This is a genomic window from Mesorhizobium sp. M0051 (assembly GCF_040323235.1).
GTDB lineage: Bacteria > Pseudomonadota > Alphaproteobacteria > Rhizobiales > Rhizobiaceae > Mesorhizobium.
In genome coordinates this window covers 34,335-58,484 of the sequence record NZ_JAMYUT010000011.1, presented here as the reverse complement: position 1 = coordinate 58,484, position 24,150 = coordinate 34,335, and the positions used below count along the sequence as shown (strand labels likewise).

The 24,150-nt window shown below is 63.0% G+C and carries 27 protein-coding genes; 15 read left to right on the top strand and 12 right to left on the bottom strand.

Annotated elements, in window-relative coordinates; genetic code table 11:
* Positions 1–90: 90 nt before the first annotated feature.
* The 7 genes from NKJ90_RS13655 to NKJ90_RS13625 all read left to right on the top strand — a co-directional run bounded on the left by NKJ90_RS13655 (position 91) and on the right by NKJ90_RS13625 (position 6,171).
* Positions 91–252, top strand: a complete 162-nt coding sequence (locus NKJ90_RS13655; protein ID WP_023758912.1) for a DUF1328 family protein — start codon at positions 91–93, stop codon at positions 250–252.
* A 72-nt stretch (positions 253–324) separates the two neighbouring features.
* On the top strand, positions 325–1,209 hold the full coding sequence (gene dapF / locus NKJ90_RS13650; protein ID WP_023758913.1) for a diaminopimelate epimerase: 885 nt from the start codon (positions 325–327) through the stop codon (positions 1,207–1,209).
* Positions 1,209–2,522 carry a tRNA (N(6)-L-threonylcarbamoyladenosine(37)-C(2))-methylthiotransferase MtaB gene (gene mtaB, locus NKJ90_RS13645; protein ID WP_031260138.1) on the top strand — a complete coding sequence of 438 codons (1,314 nt, stop codon included), beginning with the start codon at positions 1,209–1,211 and terminating at the stop codon, positions 2,520–2,522. The genes dapF and mtaB overlap by 1 nt, the downstream gene beginning before the upstream one ends.
* Before the next feature lie 12 nt (positions 2,523–2,534).
* A complete protein-coding gene (ftsY, locus tag NKJ90_RS13640; RefSeq protein WP_023758915.1) occupies positions 2,535–4,253 on the top strand; it encodes a signal recognition particle-docking protein FtsY in 1,719 nt (572 codons plus the stop codon).
* A gap of 61 nt (positions 4,254–4,314) precedes the next feature.
* Positions 4,315–4,971, top strand: coding sequence for a septation protein A (locus NKJ90_RS13635; protein ID WP_023758916.1), 657 nt, complete (start codon positions 4,315–4,317; stop codon positions 4,969–4,971).
* Between the two features lie 9 nt (positions 4,972–4,980).
* The gene (locus NKJ90_RS13630) at positions 4,981–5,601 is read left to right on the top strand and encodes a pyridoxamine 5'-phosphate oxidase family protein (protein ID WP_023758917.1); all 621 of its coding nucleotides are present in this window, start codon (positions 4,981–4,983) and stop codon (positions 5,599–5,601) included.
* 39 nt (positions 5,602–5,640) lie between these two features.
* Positions 5,641–6,171: an NADPH-dependent FMN reductase gene (locus tag NKJ90_RS13625; protein ID WP_023758918.1), complete on the top strand. Its 531-nt coding sequence runs from the start codon at positions 5,641–5,643 to the stop codon at positions 6,169–6,171.
* A gap of 113 nt (positions 6,172–6,284) precedes the next feature.
* Here the strand turns inward: NKJ90_RS13625 and NKJ90_RS13620 are convergent, their stop codons facing one another.
* Entirely contained in the window at positions 6,285–6,494 is a 210-nt protein-coding gene (locus tag NKJ90_RS13620; RefSeq protein ID WP_023758919.1) for a tautomerase family protein, read from the bottom strand.
* A gap of 75 nt (positions 6,495–6,569) precedes the next feature.
* Positions 6,570–7,490 (bottom strand): SMP-30/gluconolactonase/LRE family protein, encoded by a 921-nt coding sequence (locus tag NKJ90_RS13615; RefSeq protein WP_352486148.1) that lies wholly within the window; start codon positions 7,488–7,490, stop codon positions 6,570–6,572.
* Between the two features lie 302 nt (positions 7,491–7,792).
* On the opposite strand from NKJ90_RS13615, the gene NKJ90_RS13610 reads away from it, so the two are divergent.
* Positions 7,793–7,960 (top strand): hypothetical protein, encoded by a 168-nt coding sequence (locus NKJ90_RS13610; protein WP_013528833.1) that lies wholly within the window; start codon positions 7,793–7,795, stop codon positions 7,958–7,960.
* A 161-nt stretch (positions 7,961–8,121) separates the two neighbouring features.
* Here the strand turns inward: NKJ90_RS13610 and NKJ90_RS13605 are convergent, their stop codons facing one another.
* From NKJ90_RS13605 to ccmA, 4 genes are all read right to left on the bottom strand, one after another.
* Positions 8,122–8,697 (bottom strand): DsbE family thiol:disulfide interchange protein, encoded by a 576-nt coding sequence (locus NKJ90_RS13605; protein WP_023758921.1) that lies wholly within the window; start codon positions 8,695–8,697, stop codon positions 8,122–8,124.
* Entirely contained in the window at positions 8,694–8,861 is a 168-nt protein-coding gene (gene ccmD, locus NKJ90_RS13600; RefSeq protein WP_023758922.1) for a heme exporter protein CcmD, read from the bottom strand. The genes NKJ90_RS13605 and ccmD overlap by 4 nt, the downstream gene beginning before the upstream one ends.
* Positions 8,862–9,039: 178 nt before the next feature.
* A complete protein-coding gene (gene ccmB, locus NKJ90_RS13595) occupies positions 9,040–9,705 on the bottom strand; it encodes a heme exporter protein CcmB (protein WP_023758923.1) in 666 nt (221 codons plus the stop codon).
* 46 nt (positions 9,706–9,751) lie between these two features.
* Complete coding sequence (gene ccmA / locus NKJ90_RS13590) at positions 9,752–10,378, bottom strand: heme ABC exporter ATP-binding protein CcmA (protein WP_023758924.1); 627 nt, start codon at positions 10,376–10,378, stop codon at positions 9,752–9,754.
* A gap of 285 nt (positions 10,379–10,663) precedes the next feature.
* On the opposite strand from ccmA, the gene acnA reads away from it, so the two are divergent.
* A complete protein-coding gene (gene acnA, locus NKJ90_RS13585) occupies positions 10,664–13,354 on the top strand; it encodes an aconitate hydratase AcnA (RefSeq protein ID WP_352486147.1) in 2,691 nt (896 codons plus the stop codon).
* A 34-nt stretch (positions 13,355–13,388) separates the two neighbouring features.
* On the opposite strand, the gene NKJ90_RS13580 is transcribed toward acnA, so the two are convergent.
* Entirely contained in the window at positions 13,389–14,060 is a 672-nt protein-coding gene (locus NKJ90_RS13580; protein ID WP_023758926.1) for a ceramidase domain-containing protein, read from the bottom strand.
* Positions 14,061–14,232: 172 nt separating this feature from the next.
* Between NKJ90_RS13580 and NKJ90_RS13575 the strand changes: the two genes are divergently transcribed.
* Together NKJ90_RS13575 and NKJ90_RS13570 are read left to right on the top strand one after the other, a co-directional pair.
* A complete protein-coding gene (locus tag NKJ90_RS13575) occupies positions 14,233–15,003 on the top strand; it encodes a DUF1223 domain-containing protein (RefSeq protein WP_023758927.1) in 771 nt (256 codons plus the stop codon).
* A 424-nt stretch (positions 15,004–15,427) separates the two neighbouring features.
* Positions 15,428–15,814 carry a DUF2794 domain-containing protein gene (locus NKJ90_RS13570; RefSeq protein ID WP_023758928.1) on the top strand — a complete coding sequence of 129 codons (387 nt, stop codon included), beginning with the start codon at positions 15,428–15,430 and terminating at the stop codon, positions 15,812–15,814.
* Between the two features lie 136 nt (positions 15,815–15,950).
* On the opposite strand, the gene NKJ90_RS13565 is transcribed toward NKJ90_RS13570, so the two are convergent.
* From NKJ90_RS13565 to NKJ90_RS13550, 4 genes are all read right to left on the bottom strand, one after another.
* Positions 15,951–16,529 (bottom strand): GNAT family N-acetyltransferase, encoded by a 579-nt coding sequence (locus NKJ90_RS13565; RefSeq protein WP_023758929.1) that lies wholly within the window; start codon positions 16,527–16,529, stop codon positions 15,951–15,953.
* 163 nt (positions 16,530–16,692) lie between these two features.
* Positions 16,693–17,472 carry a Bax inhibitor-1/YccA family protein gene (locus NKJ90_RS13560; RefSeq protein WP_023758930.1) on the bottom strand — a complete coding sequence of 260 codons (780 nt, stop codon included), beginning with the start codon at positions 17,470–17,472 and terminating at the stop codon, positions 16,693–16,695.
* Between the two features lie 227 nt (positions 17,473–17,699).
* Entirely contained in the window at positions 17,700–20,249 is a 2,550-nt protein-coding gene (locus NKJ90_RS13555; protein WP_023758931.1) for an ABC transporter permease, read from the bottom strand.
* On the bottom strand, positions 20,249–20,944 hold the full coding sequence (locus NKJ90_RS13550; protein WP_023758932.1) for an ABC transporter ATP-binding protein: 696 nt from the start codon (positions 20,942–20,944) through the stop codon (positions 20,249–20,251). The genes NKJ90_RS13555 and NKJ90_RS13550 overlap by 1 nt, the downstream gene beginning before the upstream one ends.
* Positions 20,945–21,032: 88 nt before the next feature.
* Between NKJ90_RS13550 and NKJ90_RS13545 the strand changes: the two genes are divergently transcribed.
* Together NKJ90_RS13545 and thpR are read left to right on the top strand one after the other, a co-directional pair.
* Entirely contained in the window at positions 21,033–21,677 is a 645-nt protein-coding gene (locus NKJ90_RS13545; RefSeq protein ID WP_023758933.1) for an arylesterase, read from the top strand.
* Positions 21,678–21,806: 129 nt separating this feature from the next.
* The gene (gene thpR, locus NKJ90_RS13540; RefSeq protein ID WP_352486146.1) at positions 21,807–22,403 is read left to right on the top strand and encodes an RNA 2',3'-cyclic phosphodiesterase; all 597 of its coding nucleotides are present in this window, start codon (positions 21,807–21,809) and stop codon (positions 22,401–22,403) included.
* Here thpR and NKJ90_RS13535 read toward each other — a convergent pair.
* Positions 22,307–22,825 carry a low molecular weight protein-tyrosine-phosphatase gene (locus NKJ90_RS13535; RefSeq protein WP_084025376.1) on the bottom strand — a complete coding sequence of 173 codons (519 nt, stop codon included), beginning with the start codon at positions 22,823–22,825 and terminating at the stop codon, positions 22,307–22,309. The two genes, thpR and NKJ90_RS13535, sit on opposite strands and share 97 nt — an antisense overlap.
* Positions 22,826–22,918: 93 nt before the next feature.
* Between NKJ90_RS13535 and NKJ90_RS13530 the strand changes: the two genes are divergently transcribed.
* Both NKJ90_RS13530 and NKJ90_RS13525 read left to right on the top strand, forming a co-directional pair.
* Positions 22,919–23,212: a 4a-hydroxytetrahydrobiopterin dehydratase gene (locus NKJ90_RS13530; protein ID WP_023758936.1), complete on the top strand. Its 294-nt coding sequence runs from the start codon at positions 22,919–22,921 to the stop codon at positions 23,210–23,212.
* A gap of 308 nt (positions 23,213–23,520) precedes the next feature.
* Positions 23,521–23,883: a YkvA family protein gene (locus NKJ90_RS13525; RefSeq protein WP_023758937.1), complete on the top strand. Its 363-nt coding sequence runs from the start codon at positions 23,521–23,523 to the stop codon at positions 23,881–23,883.
* The last annotated feature ends 267 nt before the right edge of the window (positions 23,884–24,150 follow it).

Genomic DNA, 24,150 nt, shown 5'->3' with positions numbered 1-24,150 from the left:
GGCAGCGGCCTCGCAAGCCGACGGGAACCCAAGCGCGGCAACCGCGTTTTTCATATGGTTTCAAAATCTATCGGTTTGCGAGGCATTCCCATGCTCAAATGGATTGTCATTTTGCTGATCATCGCCGCAGCGGCGAGCCTGCTCGGCATGCCGGCGCTGGCAGGTGCTGCCGCAACCGGTGCGCGCATCCTCATCGGCATCGTTCTGATCATCTTCCTGCTGATGGTACTGGGCATTTTCGCGGTGACGTAAAGCGGCTCCGCACTGGTAATTCCTGCCCGTTTCCGCCATATAGCGCCAATCGGACACGGAATTTACGGAGCAATGGCCAGCACTGCCCCATTCGCCAAGATGAACGGCATCGGCAACGAGATTATCGTTGCCGACATGCGTAGCCGTGCCGATCGGGTGACGGCGGCCGCGGCAATCGCGCTGAACGCCGATGCCGCGACAAGGTTCGACCAGATCATGGCGATCCACGACGCCAGGACGCCGGGCACCTCCTTTTTCATCGACATATTGAATTCCGACGGAACCAGCGCGCAGGCCTGCGGCAACGGCATGCGCTGCGTTGTCCAGGCGCTCGCCGCCGAGACGGGCCAGAAGACCTTCACCTTCGAGACCGTGGCCGGCATTCTTAACGCGCGCGAACATGCCGACGGCTCGATCTCCGTCGATATGGGCATACCGCGCTTCGGCTGGCAGGACATTCCGCTGGCCGAGGAATTCCACGACACCCGCATGATCGAGCTGCAGATCGGTCCGATCGACGCGCCGGTGCTGCATTCACCCTCTGTCGTCTCGATGGGCAATCCGCACGCCATCTTCTGGGTCGACCGCGACATCTGGTCCTACGAGCTCGATCGTTTCGGCCCGCTGCTCGAGAACCATCCGATGTTTCCCGAACGGGCCAACATCACCATCGCTCAGGTCACCTCGCCAGAAACCATGATCATCCGCACATGGGAGCGTGGCGCCGGCCTGACCAAGGCCTGCGGCTCGGCCTCCTGCGCCGCAGTGGTCGCAGCCGCCCGCACCAATCGGACCGGCCGCAGCGTCAGCCTGTTGACGCCCGGGGGCGGCACACTGCATGTCGAATGGCGCGACGATGACCACGTCATCCTCACCGGTGCCGCCGAATGGGAATTTTCCGGCAGCTTCGATCCGGCGACAGGAACATGGGCCCGCGACACCGAAAGCGCGGCCTGATGTCCGCTCTGTCCAAGAGCCCGGTGTCCAAGGGCATCGATGTGGTGACCTTCGGCTGCCGGCTGAACACCTATGAATCGCAGGTGATGCGGCGCGAGGCTGAAAGTGCCGGCCTCGGTGCGCTGGAAGGCGGCGCCGTGATCTTCAACACCTGCGCCGTCACCGGCGAAGCCGTTCGCCAGGCCAAACAGGCGATCCGCAAGGCGCGCCGCGACAACCCGCAAGCCCGCATCATCGTCACCGGCTGCGCCGCGCAGACCGAGCCTGAAAAATTCGCCTCAATGGACGAGGTCGATCTCGTGCTCGGCAACGAGGAGAAGCTGAAGGCGAACTCCTATCGCGCGCTGCCGGATTTCGGCGTCAACGACACCGAGAAGGCGCGCGTCAACGACATTTTTTCGGTGCGCGAAACCGCAGGCCACATGGTCGACGCCATCGAGGGCCGCGCGCGCGCCTTCGTACAGGTGCAGACCGGCTGCGACCACCGCTGCACCTTCTGCATCATCCCTTACGGCCGCGGCAATTCGCGCTCTGTGCCGATGGGCGCCGTGGTCGAGCAGGTCAAACGGCTCGCCGGAAACGGCTATGCCGAGATCGTGCTGACCGGAGTCGACATGACCAGTTTTGGCGCCGACCTACCGGGCGCGCCGAAGCTCGGCAAACTTGTAAGAACCATCCTCAGGCAGGTGCCCGACGTGAAGCGCCTGCGGCTGTCCTCGATCGATTCGATCGAGGCCGACGACGATCTGCTCGACGCCATCGCCACCGAGCCCAGGCTGATGCCGCATCTGCATCTGTCGCTGCAATCGGGCGACGACATGATCCTGAAGCGCATGAAGCGCCGGCACAGTCGAGACCAGTCGATCCGCTTCTGCGAGGACGTTCGCAAGCTGCGCTCCGGCATCGTCTTCGGCGCCGACATCATCGCCGGCTTCCCGACCGAGACCGACGAAATGTTCGAGAACTCGGAAAAAATCGTCGAGGAGTGTGGCCTGACCTATCTCCACGTTTTCCCCTTCAGCCCGCGCGACGGCACGCCTGCCGCGCGCATGCCGCAGCTCCGTCGCGAATTGGTCAAGCAGCGCGCTGCCCGGCTGCGCGCCGCGGGTGACGCTGCCTATATCAGGCATCTGTCGTCGCTTTCCGGAACCCGTCAGTCGATCCTGGTCGAGCGCGACGGACTTGGCCGCACCGAAGGGTTTACGCTTGCCGCACTCGGCACCGGCGCACCGGGCGAAATCGTCGAGGCCGATATATCGGGCCACGATGGTACCCGGCTGATCGCGACGCCCCTTTCCGCCCGCGCGGCCTGAGAAACGCAAAGCATGGCTGGTTTTTTCAAGAAGATATTTTCGTTCGGCAAGAAGGAGGTGGTCGAGGAGCGGGTCGACGAAACCGCCCCTTTGCCGCCGATCAAGTGGGAAGCACTCGATGCGCTGAAGCCGGCGGCCGAGCAGGTCGTGCCGGAGTTTTTGAAGCGCGACGAGCTGGAGCCCGAGGCGGAGACTGCGCCGACGCCGACGGTTGAGCCGAAGGTGATCCCTGCGACGGAACCGGCGCCTGTCGAGGAGCCGGCACCGACCATTCCGCCAGCACCTGAGCCGATAGTTCCGCCCGGGCCGGAACCTCTGCCGAAGCCCGAGCCGGAAGAAGAACCCGCGCCTGAGACGCCTGCCGAGCCGCCGGCGCCCGAGGAAATACCAACACCTCCCGCCGTCCCAGAACCTGCTCCCAAACCTCAGCCGCAAGAGGTACCGCCACCCGCGCCCGCCGAGCCGGAGATCGTTCCGTCACGCCCGGAAAAGCAACCGGAACCGGCGCCGATCGAAGTGCCGGTGCCGCCGGTCGAGGTTCCGACAGAGACACCAACTCCAATCGAGGTGCCGACGCCGGCGCCGGCCCCTCAGCCACCATCAGACGTCGGCGCGGCCCCTCATCCGCCGGCCGAGATCGCACCTCCCATTCGCCAGCCTGCGCCATTCGAATCGCAGCCGCTCGTTTCGGAGATCGCGCCCGAACCGCAGGCCGTCCCCGCGCCAAAATCCGTTCCCGCGCCTGGCAAGGTAACCGTCACCAAGAAGGTCGAGCAGAAGGCAGAGCCGCAGAAGGCGCCGGAGCCGGCGCCGAGGCGCTCATGGTTGCAGCGTATGAAGGACGGGCTTGCCCGTTCGTCCAAGGAACTGACCGGCAACATTGCCGGGGTCTTCACCAAGCGCAAGCTGGACGAGGAGACGCTGCAGGATCTGGAGGACGTGCTGATCCGTGCCGATCTCGGCATGGAAACCGCGCTGCGCGTCACTGATGCGCTGGCCGCCAGCCGTTACGGCAAGGATGTCTCCGACACCGAGGTTCGCACCATCATGGCGGCCGAGGTGGAGAAGGTGCTGACCCACGTCGCCATGCCGCTGGAACTCGATCTCTCGCACAAGCCGCATGTCATCCTGGTGGTTGGCGTCAACGGCACCGGCAAGACCACGACGATCGGCAAGCTTGCCGCCAAGCTCACCAATGGCGGCCTGTCGGTGATGCTTGCCGCCGGCGACACGTTCCGCGCCGCGGCGATCGAGCAGTTGAAGATCTGGGGCGAGCGGACGAAATCGCCTGTCATCGCCTCCAAGCTCGGCGCCGATGCGGCGGGCCTCGCCTATGACGCCTTCGAAAAGGCCAAGGAAGCCGGCTCAGACGTGCTGATCATCGACACCGCCGGCCGCCTGCAAAACAAGACCGAGTTGATGGCGGAGCTCGAAAAGATCGTCCGCGTGCTCGGCAAGCTCGATCCGGAAGCGCCGCACACCGTGCTGCAAACCGTCGATGCCACCACCGGCCAGAATGCACTCAGCCAGGTCGAAATCTTCCGCAATGTCGCCGGCGTCAACGGCCTGGTGATGACCAAGCTGGACGGCACGGCGCGCGGCGGTATTCTAGTGGCGATCGCGGCGAAGCACAAATTGCCGGTCTATTTCATCGGCGTCGGCGAACAGGTCGACGACCTCGAACCGTTCTCGGCAAGCGAATTCGCCAGGGCGATCGCTGGAGTTGCCTAACAAGCATGTCCCAAAAAGTTGCAGTCTTTTTGGATCGGATTCTGCGTAAGAAAGAGCTTCCATGAACCCACCCATTCTCGAACGCGATCCGTCCGATCCGCAAAAACAAAAGAAGGAAGGCGTCAATCCGCTGCTCAAGCTGGTGTTGGAGCTGGGGCCGTTGATGGTGTTCTTCTTCACCAATGCGCGCGGCGCCTGGCTGGTGCAGAAATTCCCTGCCCTGGCCGAGTTCGGTGGGCCGATTTTCGTCGCCACCGGCCTGTTCATGGCCGCCACGGCAATCGCGCTGATCGCCTCATGGCTGCTGATGCGCACCTTGCCGATCATGCCGATGGTGTCGGGCGTCGTCGTCTTCATCTTCGGCGCGCTGACGCTCTATCTGCAGGACGACATCTTCATCAAGATGAAGCCGACCATCGTCAACACGCTGTTCGGCGGCGTGCTGCTCGGCGGCCTCTACTTCGGCAAGTCGCTGCTTGGCTATGTCTTCGATTCGGCCTTCAGCCTCGATGCCGAAGGCTGGCGCAAGCTGACCTTCCGCTGGGGCCTGTTCTTCCTGTTCCTGGCCCTCGCCAATGAGGTTGTGTGGCGGAATTTTTCCACCGACGCCTGGGTTACCTTCAAGGTCTGGGGCATCATGCCGATCACGCTTCTGTTCACCTTCAGCCAGATGCCGCTGATCCTGCGCCATTCGCTCGAGGACAAGACCGGGAAATAGGAGAGGACCGTGGAATTCGTCACCACGCGCGACGAACTGAGGACGATCTACAAGACGCCGCGACCGACCGACGGCTCGATCCGTAAGGAGTTGAAAGCGCTCGACGGCCATTGCCGCTCCTTCATTGGCAAGAGCCCGTTCGTGCTGATCGGCTCGTCCGACGGCGCCGGCAATGCCGACGTGACGCCGAAGGGCGACAAACCGGGCTTTGCCGCCGTGCTCGACGACACCACCATCGCCATTCCGGACCGGCCCGGCAATAACCGGCTCGACACGCTGGAGAACATCCTCCTCCATCCCTCGGTCGGGCTGCTCTTCCTCATTCCCGGCATGAACGAGACGTTGCGTGTCAACGGCGCCGCCCGCATCACCGTCGACGGGGGCCTTCGCGAGCGCCTTGCCATCGACGGCAAGGAACCGCAAAGCGTCGTCGTGGTCACCGTCAAGGCCGCCTACATGCATTGCGCCAAGGCCTTCATGCGCTCGGATTTGTGGAAGCCGGAGACCTGGTACGACCGCGCGACGCTGCCGACGCTCGGCCAAATCCTGCGCGATCAGCTGGCGCTGACCGATTCGGCCGAGGCGACCGACCGCTGGCTCGATGAGGAATATAAGCAGACGATGTGGTAGGTTTTTCGGACGACGATTCGTCCCGACTGGTTCCCTGCCTTGCTGAACATCCTTGCCATCTCCGGCAGCCTGCGGGCGGCCTCCACCAATTCGGCCCTGATCGCGGCACTGGCGCGCAATGCGCCGACCGGCTGTCGCATCGCCATCTATGACGGGCTTGGCCGTCTGCCGATCTTCAATCCCGACGATGAGGGCGAGCGGACGCCGCTCGAAGCCGCCGAACTGATCGATGCCGTCACTCAAGCCGACGGCGTCATCTTCTCCTGTCCCGAATATGCCCATGGCATACCGGGCGGGCTGAAGAACGGGCTCGACTGGCTGGTGTCGCGTGACGCCGCTGTCGCCAAGCCCGCCATGCTGGTGCACGCCTCGCCGCGCTCTCTAATCGCCCGCGCCGCACTGGCCGAGATCATGCGCACCATGTCGTTCGCGCTTTGCGAGCATGTGCTGGAGATTGCCCTGCTCGGCAAGAAGCCGCCTGAGGTGGAAGCTGTCTTGGCCGAGCCGGCGAGCCGGCTGGCGATGCATGATGCGCTGAATTCTTTCGCGGATTTCATTCGCGCGCGTTGATGCTGAACGGCCATCACCGCGCTTCGTCATCCTGGGGCGGAGCAAGGAGCGCAGCGACGCGGCGCAGACCCTAGGATGACGAAGGCGTGGGGCTGGGCCTCCACGCCTTCGAACTACTTCTTCCCCCTCAATGTCTCCACATCCGTCTTCCCGACATACCAGTCACGCGCATTGACCTCCTCGAAGACCACCCAGACATCGTCATTGCCAAGGCCAGTGGCGTCCATGATGGCAGCCGTGACCTTCTTGGCAATGTCCGCTTTCTTGCCCGCCGGATCGGCGGCGATCACTTCTTTGACGATGCGGATGTTGACGAATGGCATTTTTTGTCCTCCCCGGGGCGGTTCGTGCTCGCGAGCCGCTTCTATGAAACTGTCTAATGGTCGCAGTGCTTGGTCTCAATAGGTCTTGGCGCCGTTGACCATGAGCCGCACCATGTAGAGCGAGGTCGTGCCGGCGATGTAGAGGCAATTCAGCTTGTTGCCGCCGAACACGCAATTGGCGGTCACCTCCGGCACCTTGATCTTGCCGATCAGCGTGCCGTCTGGATCGTAGCAATGGATGCCGTCGGCAGCACTTGTCCAGATGCGTCCGTCCTCGTCGAGGCGGAAGCCGTCGAACAGGCCGGCGGTGCAGTCGGCGAAGATCTTTTCGCCCGACACCTTCTTGCCGCCCTTGCCGACGTTGAACACCCGCAAATGCGCCGGGTTCTGCGCGCCATGCGTGCGGCCGGTGTCGGCGACATAGAGCTTGCTCTCGTCGAGCGAGAAGGCCAGCCCGTTGGGCCTGACCATGTCGGTGATGACGGCTTCGACGTCGCCTGTGCCGGGATCGACCCGGTAGACATGACAGGCGCCGATTTCGCTCTCGGCCTTGTCGCCTTCATAGTCGGTGTCGATGCCGTAGCTCGGATCGGTGAACCAGATCGAGCCGTCCGACTTCACCACCGCGTCGTTGGGCGAATTCAGCCGCTTGCCCTTCCATTTGGCGGCGATGGTGGTGACCGAGCCGTCGAACTCGGTGCGGCTGACGCGGCGGCCCGAATGCTCGCAGGTCACCAGCCGGCCCTGCCGGTCGACCGTGTTGCCGTTGGAGTTGCCGGATGGTTGCCGGAAGACGCTGACATTGCCGTCGGTCTCGTCATAGCGCAGCATGCGGTTGTTGGGGATGTCGGACCAGACGACATAGCGGCCGGCGGCGAACCAGGCCGGTCCTTCCGCCCACTGGCATCCGGTGAACAGCTTCTCGACCTGCGCGTTGCCGTTGAACAGGCGTGCGAAGCGTGGATCGAGAACTTCATAATAGTCTGCGGCCGCCATACTTTTCCTCCCGGCATCACGTGAGATCGGATCAAGCCAGCCGGCGATCGATATGGCAAGATCGATCCGTGAAATCGTCCGCAGTCTCCTTCAGACGTGATTGAGGGAATGCGGGTTGATCGCGGTTAACTTGGGTTAAGTCGGCTTAACTCGGGTAAATGTGGCTTTAACCGGCTATGCGCTGGACGCAATGGTGCATTGCAACATCTTCTTTTTGCAATGCACCATTACTATGTCATGCTTCGTATCGATCAAGGGAGGAATAACGGCCGCGCAAATGCGGCGCCATAAGGAACCTTGCTATGATCCTCGACAGTCTCATGACCCGCGCTCGCAACAGCATTGCCAAGCGCAAACACTACAACCGCCTTGTCGCCGAAATCGACAGCTTTTCCAGCCGCGATCTGGCCGACATGCGCGCCGACCGCTCGGAAATGCTCTACCAGATCCACAAGCAGATCTACGGCTGATCTCAAGTCTCTCGTGATACGCGCCGCCAAGGCGCGTTGAGATTCAGGTCAGGCCGAGCCGAGAATGGTGGGTTCCGAGAACCGGAGCGGAGCGTACTTTTGGGTATGTGAGCACCGGAAGCGCAGGAAGCCGCCGTTCGTAGGCCGGCATCACCTGAATATCAACGTGCCGCCAGCGCCTTTTCAATTTGTGGCAGCAAAAGATCCCTCGCCGTCTCGGGCGTCAGCGGACCGACATGCTTGTAGGCGATCTTGCCGTCCTTGCCGATGACGAAGGTTTCCGGCACGCCGTAGACACCCCAGTCGATCGCCGCGCGACCGGCTTCGTCGACCCCGATCGCCTGAAACGGATTGCCGAGATCGCCGAGGAACCGGCGGGCGTTTTCCGGCTGGTCCTTATAGTTCAGCGCCGCCAGGACAAAACGCTTGTCCTGCGACAGCGCCAAAAGCACCGGATGCTCTTCGCGGCACGGCGCGCACCACGATGCAAAGACGTTGACCAATGTGACCTTGCCGGCGAAGGCTTTCGAATCGAGCCCCGGCAGGTTGCTGCCTTCGAGCGCCGGCAGGCTGGTCTGCGGCGCCGGCAGGCCGATCAGCGCCGACGGCACCTCCGAAACGTCGCGCCCCGATAACAGTTGCGACAGGAACAGTCCGGCCAGGCCGAGGAAAATCAGCAGCGGCAAGAGCACGAACAGGCGGCGACGGGGTGTCGGCGTTTCCGTTTCTGTGCTCATGATTTGGCCACCTTGTCGGAGCGGCGCCGCACGCCGGCCGCCTCCAGTTCGGCGAGCTCGCGTTTTCGAGCCCGCTGGTCGAGCAGGATCCAGCCGATCAGCCCGATCAGCACCACGGCGGTGATGCCATAAGCTGCGGTCACATAAAGTGCGTGCGCGCTCATGACTGCCGCTCCATCGACGACGTCCTTCCTTGCAACCGCATCCTTCCGTCTCGCCCGATCATACCTTCCCATAACGGCGTGCTGGCAGCTTCGCAATCGGCTGCCGCGCCGCCGCCTCCGAACTTATAGGATCGCTGCGCCGACCCCTTGATGTCGCGCAAATCATGACTGATGTCACTCAATCCGTGCCGTGGCGCAGCGCCAGCGCCGCCGAGACTGGACCCAGCACTGCAAGAAACAGTGTCAGCGCGGCAAGAATGAGGAAGGGTTGCAGAAACGGGTCGGGATTGGCCGTCGCGCCATAGCTCGCCGAAACGCCGAAGATCAGCACCGGAATGGTCAGCGGCAGCACCAGAACGGAGATCAGCAGCCCGCCACGCGGCAGCGCCACCGCCACCGCCGCGCCGGCGGCGCCGATGAAGGTGATTGCCGGGGTGCCGACCAATAGGGTCAGCGCCGTGGCGCCGATGCCGAGCGGCTCCATGTTCATGAACAGGCCGAGCAAGGGAGCGGCAATGACCAGCGGCAAGACGCTGCCCGCCCAATGCGCCAGGCATTTGGTCAGCACCGTCAAGGCCAGCATGTTGCGATCATTGCCGAGCACCAGCAGATCGAGCGAGCCGTCCTCGCGGTCGGCCTGGAACAGCCGGTCGAGGCCGAGCAGGCAAGACAGCAGCGCGCCGATCCACAGGATCGCCGGGCCGATACGGGCAAGCAGCTTGAGATCCGGTCCGACCCCGAACGGGATGGTGGCGATGACGGCGAGGAAGAAGATGACGCCGGTCAACGCGCCGCCGCCGGCACGGATGTTGAGGCGGATGTCGCGCAGGAAGAGCGCTAGCATGACTTGAGAAGCCTTCGCCCAGGCGCCCCGCCGCAGAGCGCCGACATCAACCGGCTTCCCCCATCACCAACGCCTTCGCCCCATCCAATCCGAGCGGCAAATGCGTCGCCGCAACAATCATCCCGCCCTCTTCACAATGCCTCGTCATCAACCCCGAAAACCGCGCCTCAGAAGCCTTGTCCAACCCGGCCGTCGGCTCGTCCAGCAGCCACAGCGGCCGATGACTGACCAACAGCTTGGCGATAGCCGCGCGGCGCCGCTGCCCGGTCGACAGATAGCCGAACGGCAGATGGCCGATGCCACCAAGCCCGACCGATTCAAGCGCCTCTTCGACGTCCAGTTGCCCATCGCCGTTGAAATCGCGCCAGAAGCGCAGGTTCTCCGCCACGCTCAGTGCCGTCTTCATTGCGTTCTGGTGGCCAAGGTAATGGCAGGCCGAGGCGACAGACGGAAACGCCTCGCCCCCATCTTCGATCTTCATGACACCTTCGATCTTCACGCTGCCCTCCGCCACCGGAAGCAGTCCGGCGATGACCCTCAGCAAGGTCGATTTGCCCGATCCGTTCGGCCCTGTGACGACAAGCGCCTGGCCGTCCTCCAAGGCAAAGCCGATGCCCGAAAACACCGTGTCGCCGCCGCGTTCGCCGCCTAGATTTTCGGCGATCAGCCGCATTCGTCGCCTGCCTTGAAAACCATGTCTCGCGACAGTTGCCGCATCGCACAAATTTGCTCTCCAACTGTCTAGAACTATTCCAGAAAATTCTCTATATGCGGTGCATCCGTGCCAGCGGTCGGCGCGGGAACAGAATTAGCGCCGAACCAGCGCACGCGCCGCCTTGAACGGCTCGGGTTGCTTGGGAACGGACAGCGGAAATGGCCGTACCCGCACCTTTGCGCGTGATTGCATGCCATCGGCGTCCGTTCCCTTTCAGGCTGAACAGACAAGGACGGATCGCACGTGTCAAAATCCCTCGACAGTTTCAATTGCCGCCGCACGTTGACCGCGGGCGGCGCGGAATATGCCTATTTCGACCTCATCGAGGCCGAGAAGAACGGCCTCACCGGCATCTCCCAGCTGCCCTATTCGATGAAGGTGCTGCTGGAGAACCTGCTGCGCAACGAGGACGGCCGCTCCGTCACCAAGGAGAGCATCCAGGCAGTTGCCGGCTGGCTGACCGACAAGGGCACTGCCGGTGTCGAGATCGCCTATCGCCCGGCCCGCGTGCTGATGCAGGATTTCACCGGCGTTCCGGCCGTGGTCGACCTTGCCGCCATGCGCGACGCCATGGCCTCGCTCGGCGGCGATCCGCAGAAGATCAACCCGCTGGTGCCGGTCGACCTCGTCATCGACCATTCCGTCATCGTCGACGAATTCGGCACGCCGCTGGCCTTCGCCCGCAATGTCGAGCTCGAATATGAGCGCAACGAGGAACGCTACAAGTTCCTGAAATGGGGCCAGCAGGCGTTCCGCAACTTCCGCGTCGTGCCGCCTGGCACCGGCATCTGCCACCAGGTCAACCTCGAATATCTCGGCCAGGTGGTGTGGACCAACACCGAGGACGGCGAAACCACCGCCTATCCCGACACCTGCGTCGGCACCGATTCGCACACCACCATGATCAACGGCCTTGGCGTGCTCGGCTGGGGCGTCGGCGGCATCGAGGCCGAGGCGGCCATGCTCGGCCAGCCGGTCTCCATGCTTTTGCCCGAAATCATCGGCTTCCGTCTGACCGGCAAGCTCAAGGAAGGCGTCACCGCCACCGACCTCGTGCTCACTGTCACGCAGATGCTGCGCAAGAAGGGCGTCGTCGGCAAGTTCGTCGAGTTCTTCGGCCCGGGCCTGTCCAACATGACACTGGCCGACCGCGCCACCATCGGGAACATGGCGCCCGAATACGGCGCCACCTGCGGCTTCTTCCCGGTCGATTCGGAAACCATCCGCTACCTCACAATGTCCGGCCGCAGCGAGGACCGCATCGCGCTGGTCGAGGCCTATGCAAAGGCACAAGGGCTGTGGCGCGAGACCGGCTCGACCGATCCGGTGTTCACCGACCTGCTCGAGCTGGAGCTCGGCTCCGTCGTGCCGTCGATGGCCGGCCCCAAGCGCCCCGAAGGCCGCGTTGCCCTGGAAGACATCCCGGCAGGCTTCGCCAAGGCGATGGAGACCGAATACAGGAAGGCGGCCGAACTATCCAAACGCTATGCCGTCGAAAGCACCGACCATGATCTCGGCCATGGCGACGTCGTCATCGCCGCCATCACCTCCTGTACCAACACGTCGAACCCAAGCGTGCTGATCGGCGCTGGCCTCCTGGCCCGCAACGCCAACCGCCTCGGGCTGAAGCAGAAGCCATGGGTGAAGACCTCGCTGGCTCCCGGCAGCCAGGTGGTCGCCGAATATTTGGAAAAATCCGGCCTGCAGAAGGAGCTCGACCAGATCGGCTTCAACCTGGTCGGCTTCGGCTGCACCACCTGCATCGGCAATTCCGGCCCGCTGCCGGCGCCGATCTCCAAGACCATCAACGACAAGGGCCTGATTGCTGCCGCGGTCTTGTCCGGCAACCGCAACTTCGAAGGCCGCGTCTCGCCCGACGTGCAGGCGAACTATCTGGCGTCGCCGCCGCTGGTCGTCGCGCACGCGCTGGCTGGCACCGTCACCAAGGACCTCACGACAGAGCCGCTCGGCGAGGACAAGAACGGCAACCCGGTTTATCTCAAGGACATCTGGCCGAGTTCGGCCGAGATCCAGGAGTTCATCGAAAAGAACGTCACCCGCGAGCTGTTCGCCCGCAAATATGCCGACGTCTTCAAGGGCGATGAATATTGGCAAAACGTCAAGGCGCCGGAAGGCCAGACCTATGCCTGGGACGACAACTCGACCTATGTGCAGAACCCGCCCTACTTCGCCGGCATGACATCAGGTTTCGGCAAGATCGGCGACATCAAGGGCGCTCGAGTGCTCGGCCTGTTCGGCGACAAGATAACCACCGACCACATCTCGCCGGCGGGTTCGATCAAGGCCGCCTCGCCGGCCGGCAAATACCTGACTGACCATGGCGTCGGCGTCGCCGACTTCAACCAGTACGGCACAAGGCGCGGCAATCACGAGGTGATGATGCGCGGCACTTTCGCCAACATCCGCATCCGCAACCACATGCTGGGCGAGAACGGCCGTGAGGGCGGCTACACCATCCACTACCCGTCGAAGGAAGAAGAATCGATCTACGACGCGGCGATGGAATACAAGAAGGAAGGCGTGCCGCTGGTCATCTTCGCCGGCGTCGAATACGGCAACGGCTCGTCGCGCGACTGGGCGGCCAAGGGAACCAACCTGCTTGGTGTCCGCGCGGTCATCGCCCAGTCCTTCGAGCGTATCCATCGCTCGAACCTGGTTGGCATGGGCGTCATCCCCTTCGTCTTCGAGGACGGCACGTCCTGGGCCTCGCTCAATCTCAGGGGTGACGAGTTGGTCGAGATCGATGGCTTGAGCACCATCAAGCCGCGCCAGACGATGATCGCCAAGGTCACGTATGGCGACGGCACGGTGAAGAACGTGCCGATCATCTGCCGCATCGATACGCTGGACGAGCTCGACTACTTCAAGAACGGCGGCATCCTGCAATACGTGCTGCGCGATCTGGCTGCTTAGGGAATAGAGGCTAGGCAGTAGGGAATAGAGGCGCCTACTGCCTAGCCTTCGGCGCCCCAAAACGCGCCGCTGCTGCCAGAAGCACGCCGAGCATCAGCCCGTTGAGGATGTGCCAGAGGAAGTGCGTGCCGAGCGGAAAGCTGCCGCAGACCAGCGGATCGATCATCCGGCAGATGACGGACACCACGAAGATCGCCGAGCCAGCCAGATTGTACCAGCCGGCGCGATTGCCGCTCGCCGCCACCAGCGCGCCGAAGAAGGCGAGCGCCAGGAACGGCGGCAGATAGCCAGTCGTGCCGTTGGAGGCCTGACGCAGCCAGTCCGGCACGGCCACGGTTATCGCTCCGGCAATGATGTAGAAGGCAATGAAGATGGCGATGGCCTTGCCCCATCGCATGGCGAGGAAGCGTCGCAGGTTGAACCACGTATAGGCCAGCGTGAAGCCGGCGATCGGCAGCACGTCGGCCCAGACCGTACCCTTGGTGGCAAAGGTGTGGAAGATAGTCGAGCCGATGCCGATCGCCACGACCCACCAGGCCAGCACTTCGGCGAAGGTCCCCGTGCCCAGCCTTCGTACCTCGCTCACGCCCCACAGGCCTGCGGCGATGAAGGCCAGGTTTGTCAGCGCATTGATCGGCTCGGACCAGAATTCCGGCCCGGTCCGCTCGCAATAGAGATCGACCGGCGTCAAAAAAGTTTGCCACATCGTGATTGCCGCCCGAATCGCTTCCATCCTGAAGCGCAGAGCTTCTCCTATTGTGCCGTCGCGGTCGGCTGCAACGCCAAAATTTCACCGCAACGTGACTTCCCGTTGACTTCCGCTTCTGCCACATATTTTAGCAATCAAGACAAAGCCGGCACCACCGGCGGGAATCGGAATGGCCATGGCCTCGCGAAAATCATTGTGGCTGGCAGCCCTTGCGCTGGCCTTTTCGGCGTTCGCCGGCGCCGGGCGTGCCGACGAGTCCGAAAGGCCCCAGGTCGAAAGACCACTGGGCGTGGTCGAGCTGTTCACCAGCCAGGGCTGCACTTCCTGCCCGCCGGCCGATGTGTTGTTCGCCGAGTTCGCTGCCCGGGAAGACATCGTCGCGCTCGCCTATCACGTCGACTACTGGGACTATCTCGGCTGGCAGGACACGCTGAGCCGCAAGGAGAACACCGAGCGGCAATATGAATATATGCGCGCCTTCGGCAGCCGCTCCGTCTATACGCCGCAGGCCGTCATCAACGGCCGCGTCCACGTCAACGGCGGCAGCCGCGGCGAGGTCGATGGCGCGCTCGCCCGCATGGCCAGGAGCGGCGAAGGCATGCGCGTCGTCATCAAGGTGAGCCGCACCAGCGACCGCGTCATGATCGACACCGGCGATGCCGGCAGCGGTCCCAGCGATGCCCATGTCGTCATCGTCTATTTCGACCCGCCGCAGACGATCAAGATCGGCGAGGGCGAGAACACCGGCCGCAAGATGACTTACTGGAACGCGGTCACCGGCATCCAGACCGCCGGCATGTGGCACGGCAAGGCGCAGCGCTACGAGCTGCCGATGAGCGAGATCACCAAGAAGGGCGGCTGCGCCGTGCTGCTGCAGTCGGTCGGCAAGGATGGCCTGCCCGGTCCCATTCTCGGCGCTGCGTTTATTCACAAGCCTTAGAGGCCACTTCCCTTCTCCCACAAGGGGAGATGGAAAGTGCCCCAGACATGAAAAAACCGACGCCAGCTTGCTTCTGACGTCGGTCATTTAGGTTTTGGGATCGTCGCACCCGGTTCTTCCGAAGAAGAACCGAGGTTGGTTCGATCCGACGCAGACCCGTGGGCGGGGGGCTTGGGGTTTACGAGCCGGTGCCGGACCGAACCGTCTCAGGCAACGCCGGTAAATTCGTCGGACATTGGGGCATGAGCGCGGATAAAAAAAGGCAGAAATGTGGCGAAGCATCACCAATTCCAACAAGGCGTTTCATAAAAGTGACTGGACGTTGCGAAAACAGCGCAGCGCCGCCCTGCTTCGCCGGGCCTTGCAATTCAACCGCGAACACGCCAACTTTGGTTGGCAAAGATTCATTTTGAAGGATCGAGGCATGACCGATGACAGCGGCGGGACTGGGGATGGGGACGCATCCGCAATATTGATCCCGCTGCACGAGGCGCGACACGCGCGCCTCGATCAGCCGGTGCGGTTCGACCGGCGTGAGCTGGACCAGATCCTCAGGCTCTACGGACGCATGGTCGCTGCCAACGAATGGCGCGACTATGCCATCGATCATCTCACCGACCGTGCCGTGTTTTCCGTATTTCGCCGTACCAGCGAAGTACCGCTGTTCCAGATCGTCAAGGATCCGAAACTGGCCCGCAAGCAGGGGGCCTTTGCCGTCATTGCCGCCGGCGGCCGCATCTTGAAACGCGGCCAGGAACTCGGCCGCGTGCTTGGGATATTCGACAGCAAGCTGAAGCTGGTCGAGGCCTGAGCGGGGAATGGAGCAGGGGAATTGAAGAACTGGAGAATTGATGAACTGATGAGAAGCCCGCAGCGCGATTCATAGCCGCTGTTTCTTTATTCTTCAGCTCATCAATTCTTCAATTCCTCAGTTTCAATTCCTCAGTTCATTTCCCTCCAAGCCCCTCGCGGAACTTCCGCTCCGGCAGCGATTCGAGATCGGGCGGCGCCGATGCCCCGCCATTCAGCGACAGTTGCATGAACACCGTGTCCAGCCAGCGCCCGTGCTTGTAGCCGGAACCTTCAAGGCGTCCCGAATGGCGAAAGCCGAGCTTCTCGTGCAGCCGTACCGAGGCGCTGTCGGCATGGCCATCGCCGATCACCGCGATGATCTGGCGAAAGCCCGCTGCTTCCACCGCCTCGATCAGGCTTTGCATCAGCTTGAGCCCGACGCCCTGGCCCTTGGCCTCCGGCGCGATATAGACCGAATCCTCAACGATGAAGCGGTAGGCAGGGCGCGGCCGAAAGGCACCGGCATAGGCATAGCCGAGCACGGCACCGTTCTTTTCCGCCACCAGATAGGGAAAGCCGCCGGCCATCAAACTGTCGAACCGGACGCCCATCTCGGCGCGGCTGGGCGCCTCCAGCTCATAGCTTGCCGTGCCTTGAGTCACCGCGGCGGCATAGATTTCCGTGATCCGATCAAGGTCGGCCGCTGTCGCGAGACGAATCGTGACATTGCTCATTCTTAATGCGCACCCCTTTGTCTGCCTTCGATAACAGCAAAGGCCGGTACAAAAGAAAAGGGCGGCCGTTGGGCCGCCCTTTGGAACTCGATGGTCCAGTCAGAACATGATCTCGAAAAGCTGAAACCGATCTTCGGAAAAGATCCGATCCAGCTTAAAAAGCCTAGCGGCGGTCGCCCATGAACTGCAGCAGGAACATGAACAGGTTGATGAAGTCGAGGTAGAGCCTCAACGCGCCCATGATGGCTTTGCGGCCGGCGACATCCGAAGCATCGCCCTCGAAATACATCTCCTTGATGTTTTGCGTGTCATAGGCGGTGAGGCCGGCGAAGATCAGCACGCCGGCAGCCGACACGGCGAAGGACAGCGCCGATGAGTGCAGGAAGATGTTGATCACCGACGCGATGATAATGCCGAACACGCCCATGATCAGGAAAGAACCCATCGCCGTCAGGTCACGCTTGGTGGTGTAGCCGAACAGCGACAGCGCGCCGAAGGCCGCGGCCGTAGCGAAGAAGGTCTGCGAAATGCTGGCCGTGGTGTAGACCAGGAAGATCGACGACAGCGACAGGCCGACAAGGCCTGCATAGACCCAGAAGGTAGTCTGCGCCGCCGAAACGCTCATCGACTGAACGCGGAACGACAGGAACATCACCGCCGCGAGCGGGGCAAAGATCACGACCCATTTCAGTGGCGAGCCGAAGATCGCATAGCCGAAGGAGGTCAGCATTTCGCCGCTTGACAGCGTCGCGACAGCCGAAGCCGGATCGGTGGTGGTGGCCAACATGATCGTGCCGACAGCGGCAAGACCGGTGATGAGGAGGCCAAGCCCCATCAGATTGTAGACCTTGATCATGTAAGCGCGCAGGCCCTGATCGATGTCAGCACCGACACCGACGCCGGGCACGGCGCGCGTCTGGTAGTTGCGAATGGGATCAGCCATTGAAGTCCTCTATTGCTTCTGCCCCGTCCGGTGTCAGGCCCTTTCAGACCCAGGCGCCGCTGGCAGGGCTCCAGCATGCCTGTCGCGAAATATGATGGTTATTCGCGTCAAGAACAAGACCGTAACCGGATGTAACGGTTCGTGAGACAACGAAGCGTCGATTTTCCGGCTTCCCAGACGGAATTCTTACCAAGATTTAATCCGGGACGGCCGTTTCGTGCCCGAGATCACAGGTTGCGCAGCACCGGTGCTGCCTTGTGGCCGAGCACCCGCCAGGTGCCGGCGAGACCAATGCCGACCGTGATCACCAGCGAGAACAGAATGGTTGCCACCGCCACCTCGGGCAGGAAATGCGACGGCAATGTCATGATGCGCGCGACGACGAACCAGGCCGCGGCACTGCCTGCGGCCAAGGCGAAGATCGCGGTGGCGAGCCCGATCAGCATGTATTCGAGGGAGAAGGCCGATATCAAAGTCCTGCGTGTCGCGCCAAGCGTCTTCAGCACCACCGCGTCATGAATGCGCGCCCGGTTGCCGGCGGCAAGCGCGCCGGCCAGCACCAGCACCGACGCGATCAGCGCCACGCCGGCGGCCGCCCGGATCGCCGTGCCGAGCTGCCCGACCAGCCGGTTGACGACATCGAGCGCATCCTTGACCCGCACCGTCGTCACCGCCGGGAAGGCGCGGGTGACGGCATTGAGGATGCGGGCGTCGTCGGCCGCGGAGGCATTCTTTTCGGTCAGCGTCGCAATCCAGCCATGCGGCGCGCCCGCAAATGTGTTTGGCGAGAACACCATGACGAAATTGATGCCCATCGTTTCCCACTCGACCTCGCGGAAATTTGCGATCCTGGCCGTGACATTGCGGCCGAGCACATTGACGGTGATGGTGTCGCCGAGCTTCAGCCCGATCTCCTTGCCTTCCTGCGCCGAAAACGAGACCAGCGGCTCGCCGCTATAATTGTCCGGCCACCAGCTGCCTTCGGTCAGCGTCGCGTTTTGCGGCTGCCTGGCGTCGTAGGTCAGGCCACGATCTCCCTTCAGCACCCAGGCGCCTTGCGCCGGCACCTTCACCTTGTCGACATCGACGCCGTTCAGCGCCATCACCCGGCCGCGCAGCATCGGCACCTTGGCCAGCGTCCCCTGCGGCGCCTCCTTGCCGATCAGCGCCGAGAAGGAAGCGACATCGCTGCCCTGGATGTCGACGAAGAAGAAATTCGGCGCCCGTTCCGGCATACTGCCGGAGATCTGCCGCCTGAGATTGCCGTCGATCAGCGCCAGCGTCACCAGCAGCGTCAGCCCAAGTCCCAGCGACAGCACAACCGATGGCGTCAAGGCGCCGGGCCGATGGATGTTGCCGATGGCGAGCCGCAGCGCCACGAACCGCACACGCGGGCTCTTCCTGGCCGCCCATTGCACCAGCGCGCCGACAAGGCGCAGCACCAGGAAAGCGAAGATGGTGGCACCGACGAAGATCGAGGCGATACGCTGATCGTCCGAGGATAGAATTGCCAGTGCCGCCAGCAGCAGCGCAATGCCGAGTGCCGCCGCGACATAGACAGGTCGTGGAGAACCACGGCCTTCAAGCCCCATCTCACGAAACAGCGCGGTGGCCGGCACGTCGCGGGCGCGGCCGAGCGGCAGCAACGCGAAGGCCAGCGTCACCAGCAGACCGAACAGTGCCGCCATGCCGAGCGCGCCGGGATAGAAGCCGCCCTCCGCCGGCACCGGGATGACCTGATGAAGAGCAGCGCCGGCCACGAACGGCATCAGCGCGCCAAGCACCAGGCCAAGCAGGATGCCGAGCGCGGCGATAATCAGGATCTGCACCAGATAGACGGCAAAGACAAAGCCACCCGAAGCGCCCAGGCTCTTGAAGGTGGCGATGACGCCGCGCTTGCCGTCGAGATAGGCGCGCACCGCATTGGCGACCCCGACGCCACCGACCACCAGCGCCGTCAACCCGACCAGCGTCAGGAACTGCGAGAAGCGCTCGATGTTGGACGACAGCGCGGGAGCGGCGTTGCTGCGCGTGCGGATCGACCAGCCGGCCTCCGGAAAATCCCTGGCCGCCTGGTCCTGGATGGCCCTGAGCCGCGCCTCGTCGGCGTCCGCCGGCAGGCGGACCTTGTAGGCATTTTCGACCAGGCTGCCCGGCTGGATCAAACCGGTGGCCGCCAGCCCTTCGGTCGAGATCATCAGCCGCGGCGCAAAGCCGAAGCCGTCGGAGACGGCATCCGGTTCGGCGGCCAGCCTGGCACGCAGTTCGAAAGTGGCGGTGCCGAGCTTCAGCCGGTCGCCGATCCTGAGATGCAGCCGCTCGAACAAGACGTCAGGGGCCGCGGCGCCGAAGACGCCGAACTCTTCACCGAACAGTTCCTGCTTCGACAATTCCGGTTCGATGTCCAGCGCGCCGTAGAGCGGGTAGGCATCATCGACAGCCTTGGCCTCGACAAGCGCCTGGTCGGACCCGTCGGCGAGACGCGCCATCGAACGCATGCTGGCGGTTCTGGAAATCGCGCCCAGCCCGTCAAGAAAATTGCGTTCGGCCTTGCTGGCGTCACGCTGGTTGATCTGGAAGCGGAGATCGCCGCCAAGCAGCGTCTGGCCCTGATTGGCGACACCGGCGGTGATCGAACGCGCCACCGAGTTGACGCCGCCGATGGCCGCGACGCCGAGCGCGATGCAGGCGAGGAAGATGAGGAAGCCGGACAGGCCGCCTCGCATCTCGCGCAGCGAGAAGCGAACCGCGAGCCTCAGCGTCTGCGACAACGGCATCAAGCTGTCACCTTGGCGAGCGCCGGCGCTTCGATCCTGCCCGACCGCATCGAAACCTGGCGTGAACAACGCGCCGCAAGCGCCGGATCATGGGTGACCAGCACCAGCGTCATGCCGCGCTCGGCCGCCTTGGCAAACAATAGATCGGCGACTTGCCGCCCCGTCGCCTGGTCGAGGTTGCCGGTCGGCTCGTCAGCAATGAGAATGCGTGGCGACGGCGCCAGTGCGCGGGCTATCGCCACGCGCTGCTGCTCGCCGCCCGACAATTCGCCGGGATAGTGGGTGACGCGTTCGCTGAGGCCAACCGCCGCCAGCTCGCGCGCCGCAACCGAAAACGGATCGGCATGGCCGGCCAGCTCCAGCGGCACCGCGACATTTTCGAGCGCCGTCATGTTGGGAATGAGATGAAAGGATTGGAACACGATGCCAATGTTTCGGCCACGAAACGAAGCAATCTGGTCCTCGCTTTTGCCGTTGAGCAGCTCACCGGCAATTCGTACCGTACCCGAATCGACCCTTTCCAGGCCAGCCAGAACCATCAGCAATGTCGACTTGCCGGAGCCCGAGGGTCCGACGATGCCGGTCGCCTCGCAGGGCGCCACGTCGAGGCTGACGTCCTTCAGCACATGGACCAATGAGGCCCCCTCGCCAAGGGTTAGCGATACGTTTTTTAGCCCAATGACGGCTTCTGTCAAAATGAAAGCGTCCTATATGCGAGGATGAGGGTTCTGCTTGCCGGAAGCCGTCGCCGGAAAAATTCCTTGCTCATATGGGGCCTACCGCATGTCTTTCAAACGCAGGATTGCCGCAGGCCTCGTCGTTTTCCTCGCCATTTGCGGCGCCATGTCGTCGGCGCGTGCCGAGCCGTTCAAGATCGTCGGCTTCGGTGACAGCTTGATGGCGGGCTTCGGCCTTGGGCCAGGCCAGGGCTTTACCGACAGGCTGCAGGCAGCGCTTGGCGCCAAAGGCCATGATGTGACCGTCGCCAATGCCGGCGTCTCCGGCGACACGACGAGCGGCGGCCTGGCGCGGCTCGACTGGTCGGTGCCGGATGGCACGCAATTGGTCATCCTCGAACTCGGCGCCAACGACATGCTGCGCGGCGTTTCGCCCGACATCACCAGGAAGAACCTGGACGAGATGCTGGGCAGGCTGAAAGAACGCAAGATCGCCGTGCTTCTGGCCGGCATGCGCGCCGCGCCCAATCTCGGCGCGGACTACCAGAGCGCCTTCGATGCCATATTTCCGGGCCTAGCCGACAAATACGACGTTGCGTTCTACCCGTTCTTTCTCGACGGCGTTGCCGGCCAGCCCGGCATGCAGCTCGAGGACGGCCTGCATCCGAGCGCGCAAGGCGTCGACCAGATGGTAGAACGTATCCTGCCGGCGGTCGAGAAGGCCATCGCGGCGGTGCCGGGCAGCTCATAAGGTGGGACTGGAGCTCTTTCCGTTAGGGAAGCTTTTTAACAGGGACTGTGACCAACAAACCTCTTGCCCCGTTTGACTATCGATGATTCGCTAGAGGTGACAGTTCGATTCGAGGAAGGGAGGCTCTTCATGCCGCGTCTTTTCACCGCCCTCGAAATACCGCGTGACGCTGCCCTTTCGCTGTCCCTGCTGCGGGGCGGCCTGCCCGGCGCCCGCTGGATCGATGTCGAGAACTACCATCTGACACTGCGCTTCATCGGCGATGTACCTGGTCACGTCGCCGACGAGATCGCCAACGCGCTCGACCGCGTCCACCGCCCTTCCTTTTCGCTGGCCCTGTCCGGCGTTGGTGCCTTCGGCCAGAAAAAGCCGCATGCCGTTTGGGCCGGCGTTTCCACCTCGCCCGATCTTGCCGCCCTTCAGGGCGAAATCGACCGCATCTGCCAGCGGCTCGGTATCCCAGCCGACCCCCGCAAGTTCATGCCGCATGTCACACTTGCAAGGCTGCGCAATTCGACCCCGCTGGGCGTCGCCCAATATCTGTCGGCGCGCGGCAATTTCTTGACGCTGCCGTTTCGTATCGGTCGCTTCGTATTGATGTCGTCGCGCGATTCGGTCGGGGGCGGCCCCTACATCGTCGAGGAAGCTTGGCCGCTGTCGGGCACAGATGCCCGCGCCTCCAGCCTTGTCGCCAGCGCTTCCGATGCCTCGCGGATCATGCGGTAGACCGAAGCGAAAGCTTCCGCCCCGTCATAATAGGGATCCGGCACATCACGTGCCTTGCCGTCTGCGAATTCAAGGAACAGTTGCACCCGGTCGCGCATGGCTGCTGGCGCCAACGCTTTCAGGTCGGCGACATTCGACCGGTCCATGCCGAGAATCAGGTCGAAGTGGGAGAAATCCTCCGGCGTAACCTTGCGCGCCCTCTGTCGGGAAATGTCGACACCGTGACGCGCCGCAATCGCGATCGAGCGTGGATCGGGCGCCGCGCCGGCTTCCCAGCTGCTGGTGGCGGCTGAATCGAGCAGGATATTCCTGCCCAACCCACGCTCCGCCAGCACGGCACGAAAGACGCCCTCCGCCAGTGGCGACCGGCAGATGTTGCCGAGGCAGACGAAAAGAATGGAATTTATGGGCTTTGCGCTCATCGATCCGACACTATGGTAGGGACTCCAGAGACGGTTTCGAAACTCGCCAGGGTTCCAGACAGTCTTTCAGCCGAAATAACACGGGAAGCTGACATGACGAGAGAAAAACTGGGCAAGGACGCAATCGCCGCCGCGTTGGTCGGGCTCGAAGGCTGGGCACCGGCTGCGGATGGTGCCTCCATCAAGCGCACGTTCACCTTCGCGAATTTCTCCGAGGCTTTCGCCTTCATGACCCGCGTTGCGCTCGCCGCCGAGAAGATGGACCATCATCCCGACTGGTCGAATGTCTACAAGACCGTCGACGTGACGCTCAACACCCACGATGCCGGCGGTGTGACCGCGCTCGATATCGATCTGGCCAAGAAGATGAACCGCTTTGCCGGTTAGGGAGGTCCAAACGTGCGCAACCCCAGCTTCGTCATCCACGGGCGAAGCAACGAGCGAAGCGACGCGGCGCAGACCCTAGAATGACGACGGGAGGGGCGTTTCCGCCAATCTCCAAAGAGGCGATTGCCAGCCTGACGAGCGCCTTTGTAGGCCGGCATCCCCCTGAACCGTTGGTCCGCGCGGCAAACGCCGATTCCGATTTTCGGGTCGAGGAATGGGCCGGTATCTTGCAGTAGGGGTCGCCTTTCACCACATTTCGCCTCGCCGACATGTGCCGGGTTGCGCATGAGTCCTGCTAGGAGACACTGATGGCGCGACAATCCGGTTTTGATTTCTTCGGCTTTGGCGGCAAGCTCGCCGACGAGAATGAAGTGCGCGAGAAATTCTGGCGGACAGCCAAGAAGGCCGCGCGGCAGATCCCGTTCATGGAAGAGGTCGTCGCCTCCTATTACTGCGCCATGGACAAGAACACGCCGCTGCGCGCCAAGGGCATTCTGCTGGCCGCGCTCGGCTATTTCGTGCTGCCGGTGGATGTCATCCCCGACTTCATCCTCGGGCTTGGTTTCACCGATGACATCGCCGTGCTCACCGCCGCGATCACCGCTGTCAGCGCCCACATCACCCCTGCGCACCGGCAGGCTGCCAAGGACGCCATCGCCGACAAGGGCTGAACAGGCGCACGAAAGCGCCATTTAGGCCGGTTTCGGCGGCGGCATGAAAGTCAAACTCTTGCCGCTTTCGTGGCCTCCAAGTCGCCAAAGGGACGTCGCGCCACTCGCTCGCAAGGCGGCGGCGCGGGAATGGCGGCGGTTTCCTCGGGGTGGGATTCCTTTCTCAAAGGAAATTCACTGTTTGGTAACCCAGATTAAATCAAAATGAAGCGACGGGCAGGACGCCGAGCCGGCCTGCCGCCGCACCTTTGGAATACGGGAAAAACG

What these genes read in the sequence shown, in the direction of transcription:
- NKJ90_RS13575 (WP_023758927.1), top strand. Translation starts at nt 14,233, where the DNA reads ATGGCCATGGCCTCGCGAAAATCATTGTGGCTGGCAGCCCTTGCGCTG.
- ccmA (WP_023758924.1), bottom strand. Translation starts at nt 10,378, where the DNA reads ATGCGGCTGATCGCCGAAAATCTAGGCGGCGAACGCGGCGGCGACACG.
- NKJ90_RS13545 (WP_023758933.1), top strand. Translation starts at nt 21,033, where the DNA reads ATGTCTTTCAAACGCAGGATTGCCGCAGGCCTCGTCGTTTTCCTCGCC.
- NKJ90_RS13525 (WP_023758937.1), top strand. Translation starts at nt 23,521, where the DNA reads ATGGCGCGACAATCCGGTTTTGATTTCTTCGGCTTTGGCGGCAAGCTC.
- NKJ90_RS13655 (WP_023758912.1), top strand. Translation starts at nt 91, where the DNA reads ATGCTCAAATGGATTGTCATTTTGCTGATCATCGCCGCAGCGGCGAGC.
- NKJ90_RS13560 (WP_023758930.1), bottom strand. Translation starts at nt 17,472, where the DNA reads ATGGCTGATCCCATTCGCAACTACCAGACGCGCGCCGTGCCCGGCGTC.
- NKJ90_RS13605 (WP_023758921.1), bottom strand. Translation starts at nt 8,697, where the DNA reads ATGAGCACAGAAACGGAAACGCCGACACCCCGTCGCCGCCTGTTCGTG.
- NKJ90_RS13635 (WP_023758916.1), top strand. Translation starts at nt 4,315, where the DNA reads ATGAACCCACCCATTCTCGAACGCGATCCGTCCGATCCGCAAAAACAA.
- NKJ90_RS13535 (WP_084025376.1), bottom strand. Translation starts at nt 22,825, where the DNA reads ATGAGCGCAAAGCCCATAAATTCCATTCTTTTCGTCTGCCTCGGCAAC.
- NKJ90_RS13620 (WP_023758919.1), bottom strand. Translation starts at nt 6,494, where the DNA reads ATGCCATTCGTCAACATCCGCATCGTCAAAGAAGTGATCGCCGCCGAT.
- ftsY (WP_023758915.1), top strand. Translation starts at nt 2,535, where the DNA reads ATGGCTGGTTTTTTCAAGAAGATATTTTCGTTCGGCAAGAAGGAGGTG.
- NKJ90_RS13555 (WP_023758931.1), bottom strand. Translation starts at nt 20,249, where the DNA reads ATGCCGTTGTCGCAGACGCTGAGGCTCGCGGTTCGCTTCTCGCTGCGC.
- mtaB (WP_031260138.1), top strand. Translation starts at nt 1,209, where the DNA reads ATGTCCGCTCTGTCCAAGAGCCCGGTGTCCAAGGGCATCGATGTGGTG.
- NKJ90_RS13530 (WP_023758936.1), top strand. Translation starts at nt 22,919, where the DNA reads ATGACGAGAGAAAAACTGGGCAAGGACGCAATCGCCGCCGCGTTGGTC.
- ccmB (WP_023758923.1), bottom strand. Translation starts at nt 9,705, where the DNA reads ATGCTAGCGCTCTTCCTGCGCGACATCCGCCTCAACATCCGTGCCGGC.
- dapF (WP_023758913.1), top strand. Translation starts at nt 325, where the DNA reads ATGGCCAGCACTGCCCCATTCGCCAAGATGAACGGCATCGGCAACGAG.
- NKJ90_RS13610 (WP_013528833.1), top strand. Translation starts at nt 7,793, where the DNA reads ATGATCCTCGACAGTCTCATGACCCGCGCTCGCAACAGCATTGCCAAG.
- thpR (WP_352486146.1), top strand. Translation starts at nt 21,807, where the DNA reads ATGCCGCGTCTTTTCACCGCCCTCGAAATACCGCGTGACGCTGCCCTT.
- ccmD (WP_023758922.1), bottom strand. Translation starts at nt 8,861, where the DNA reads ATGAGCGCGCACGCACTTTATGTGACCGCAGCTTATGGCATCACCGCC.
- NKJ90_RS13565 (WP_023758929.1), bottom strand. Translation starts at nt 16,529, where the DNA reads ATGAGCAATGTCACGATTCGTCTCGCGACAGCGGCCGACCTTGATCGG.
- NKJ90_RS13580 (WP_023758926.1), bottom strand. Translation starts at nt 14,060, where the DNA reads ATGTGGCAAACTTTTTTGACGCCGGTCGATCTCTATTGCGAGCGGACC.
- NKJ90_RS13615 (WP_352486148.1), bottom strand. Translation starts at nt 7,490, where the DNA reads ATGGCGGCCGCAGACTATTATGAAGTTCTCGATCCACGCTTCGCACGC.
- NKJ90_RS13570 (WP_023758928.1), top strand. Translation starts at nt 15,428, where the DNA reads ATGACCGATGACAGCGGCGGGACTGGGGATGGGGACGCATCCGCAATA.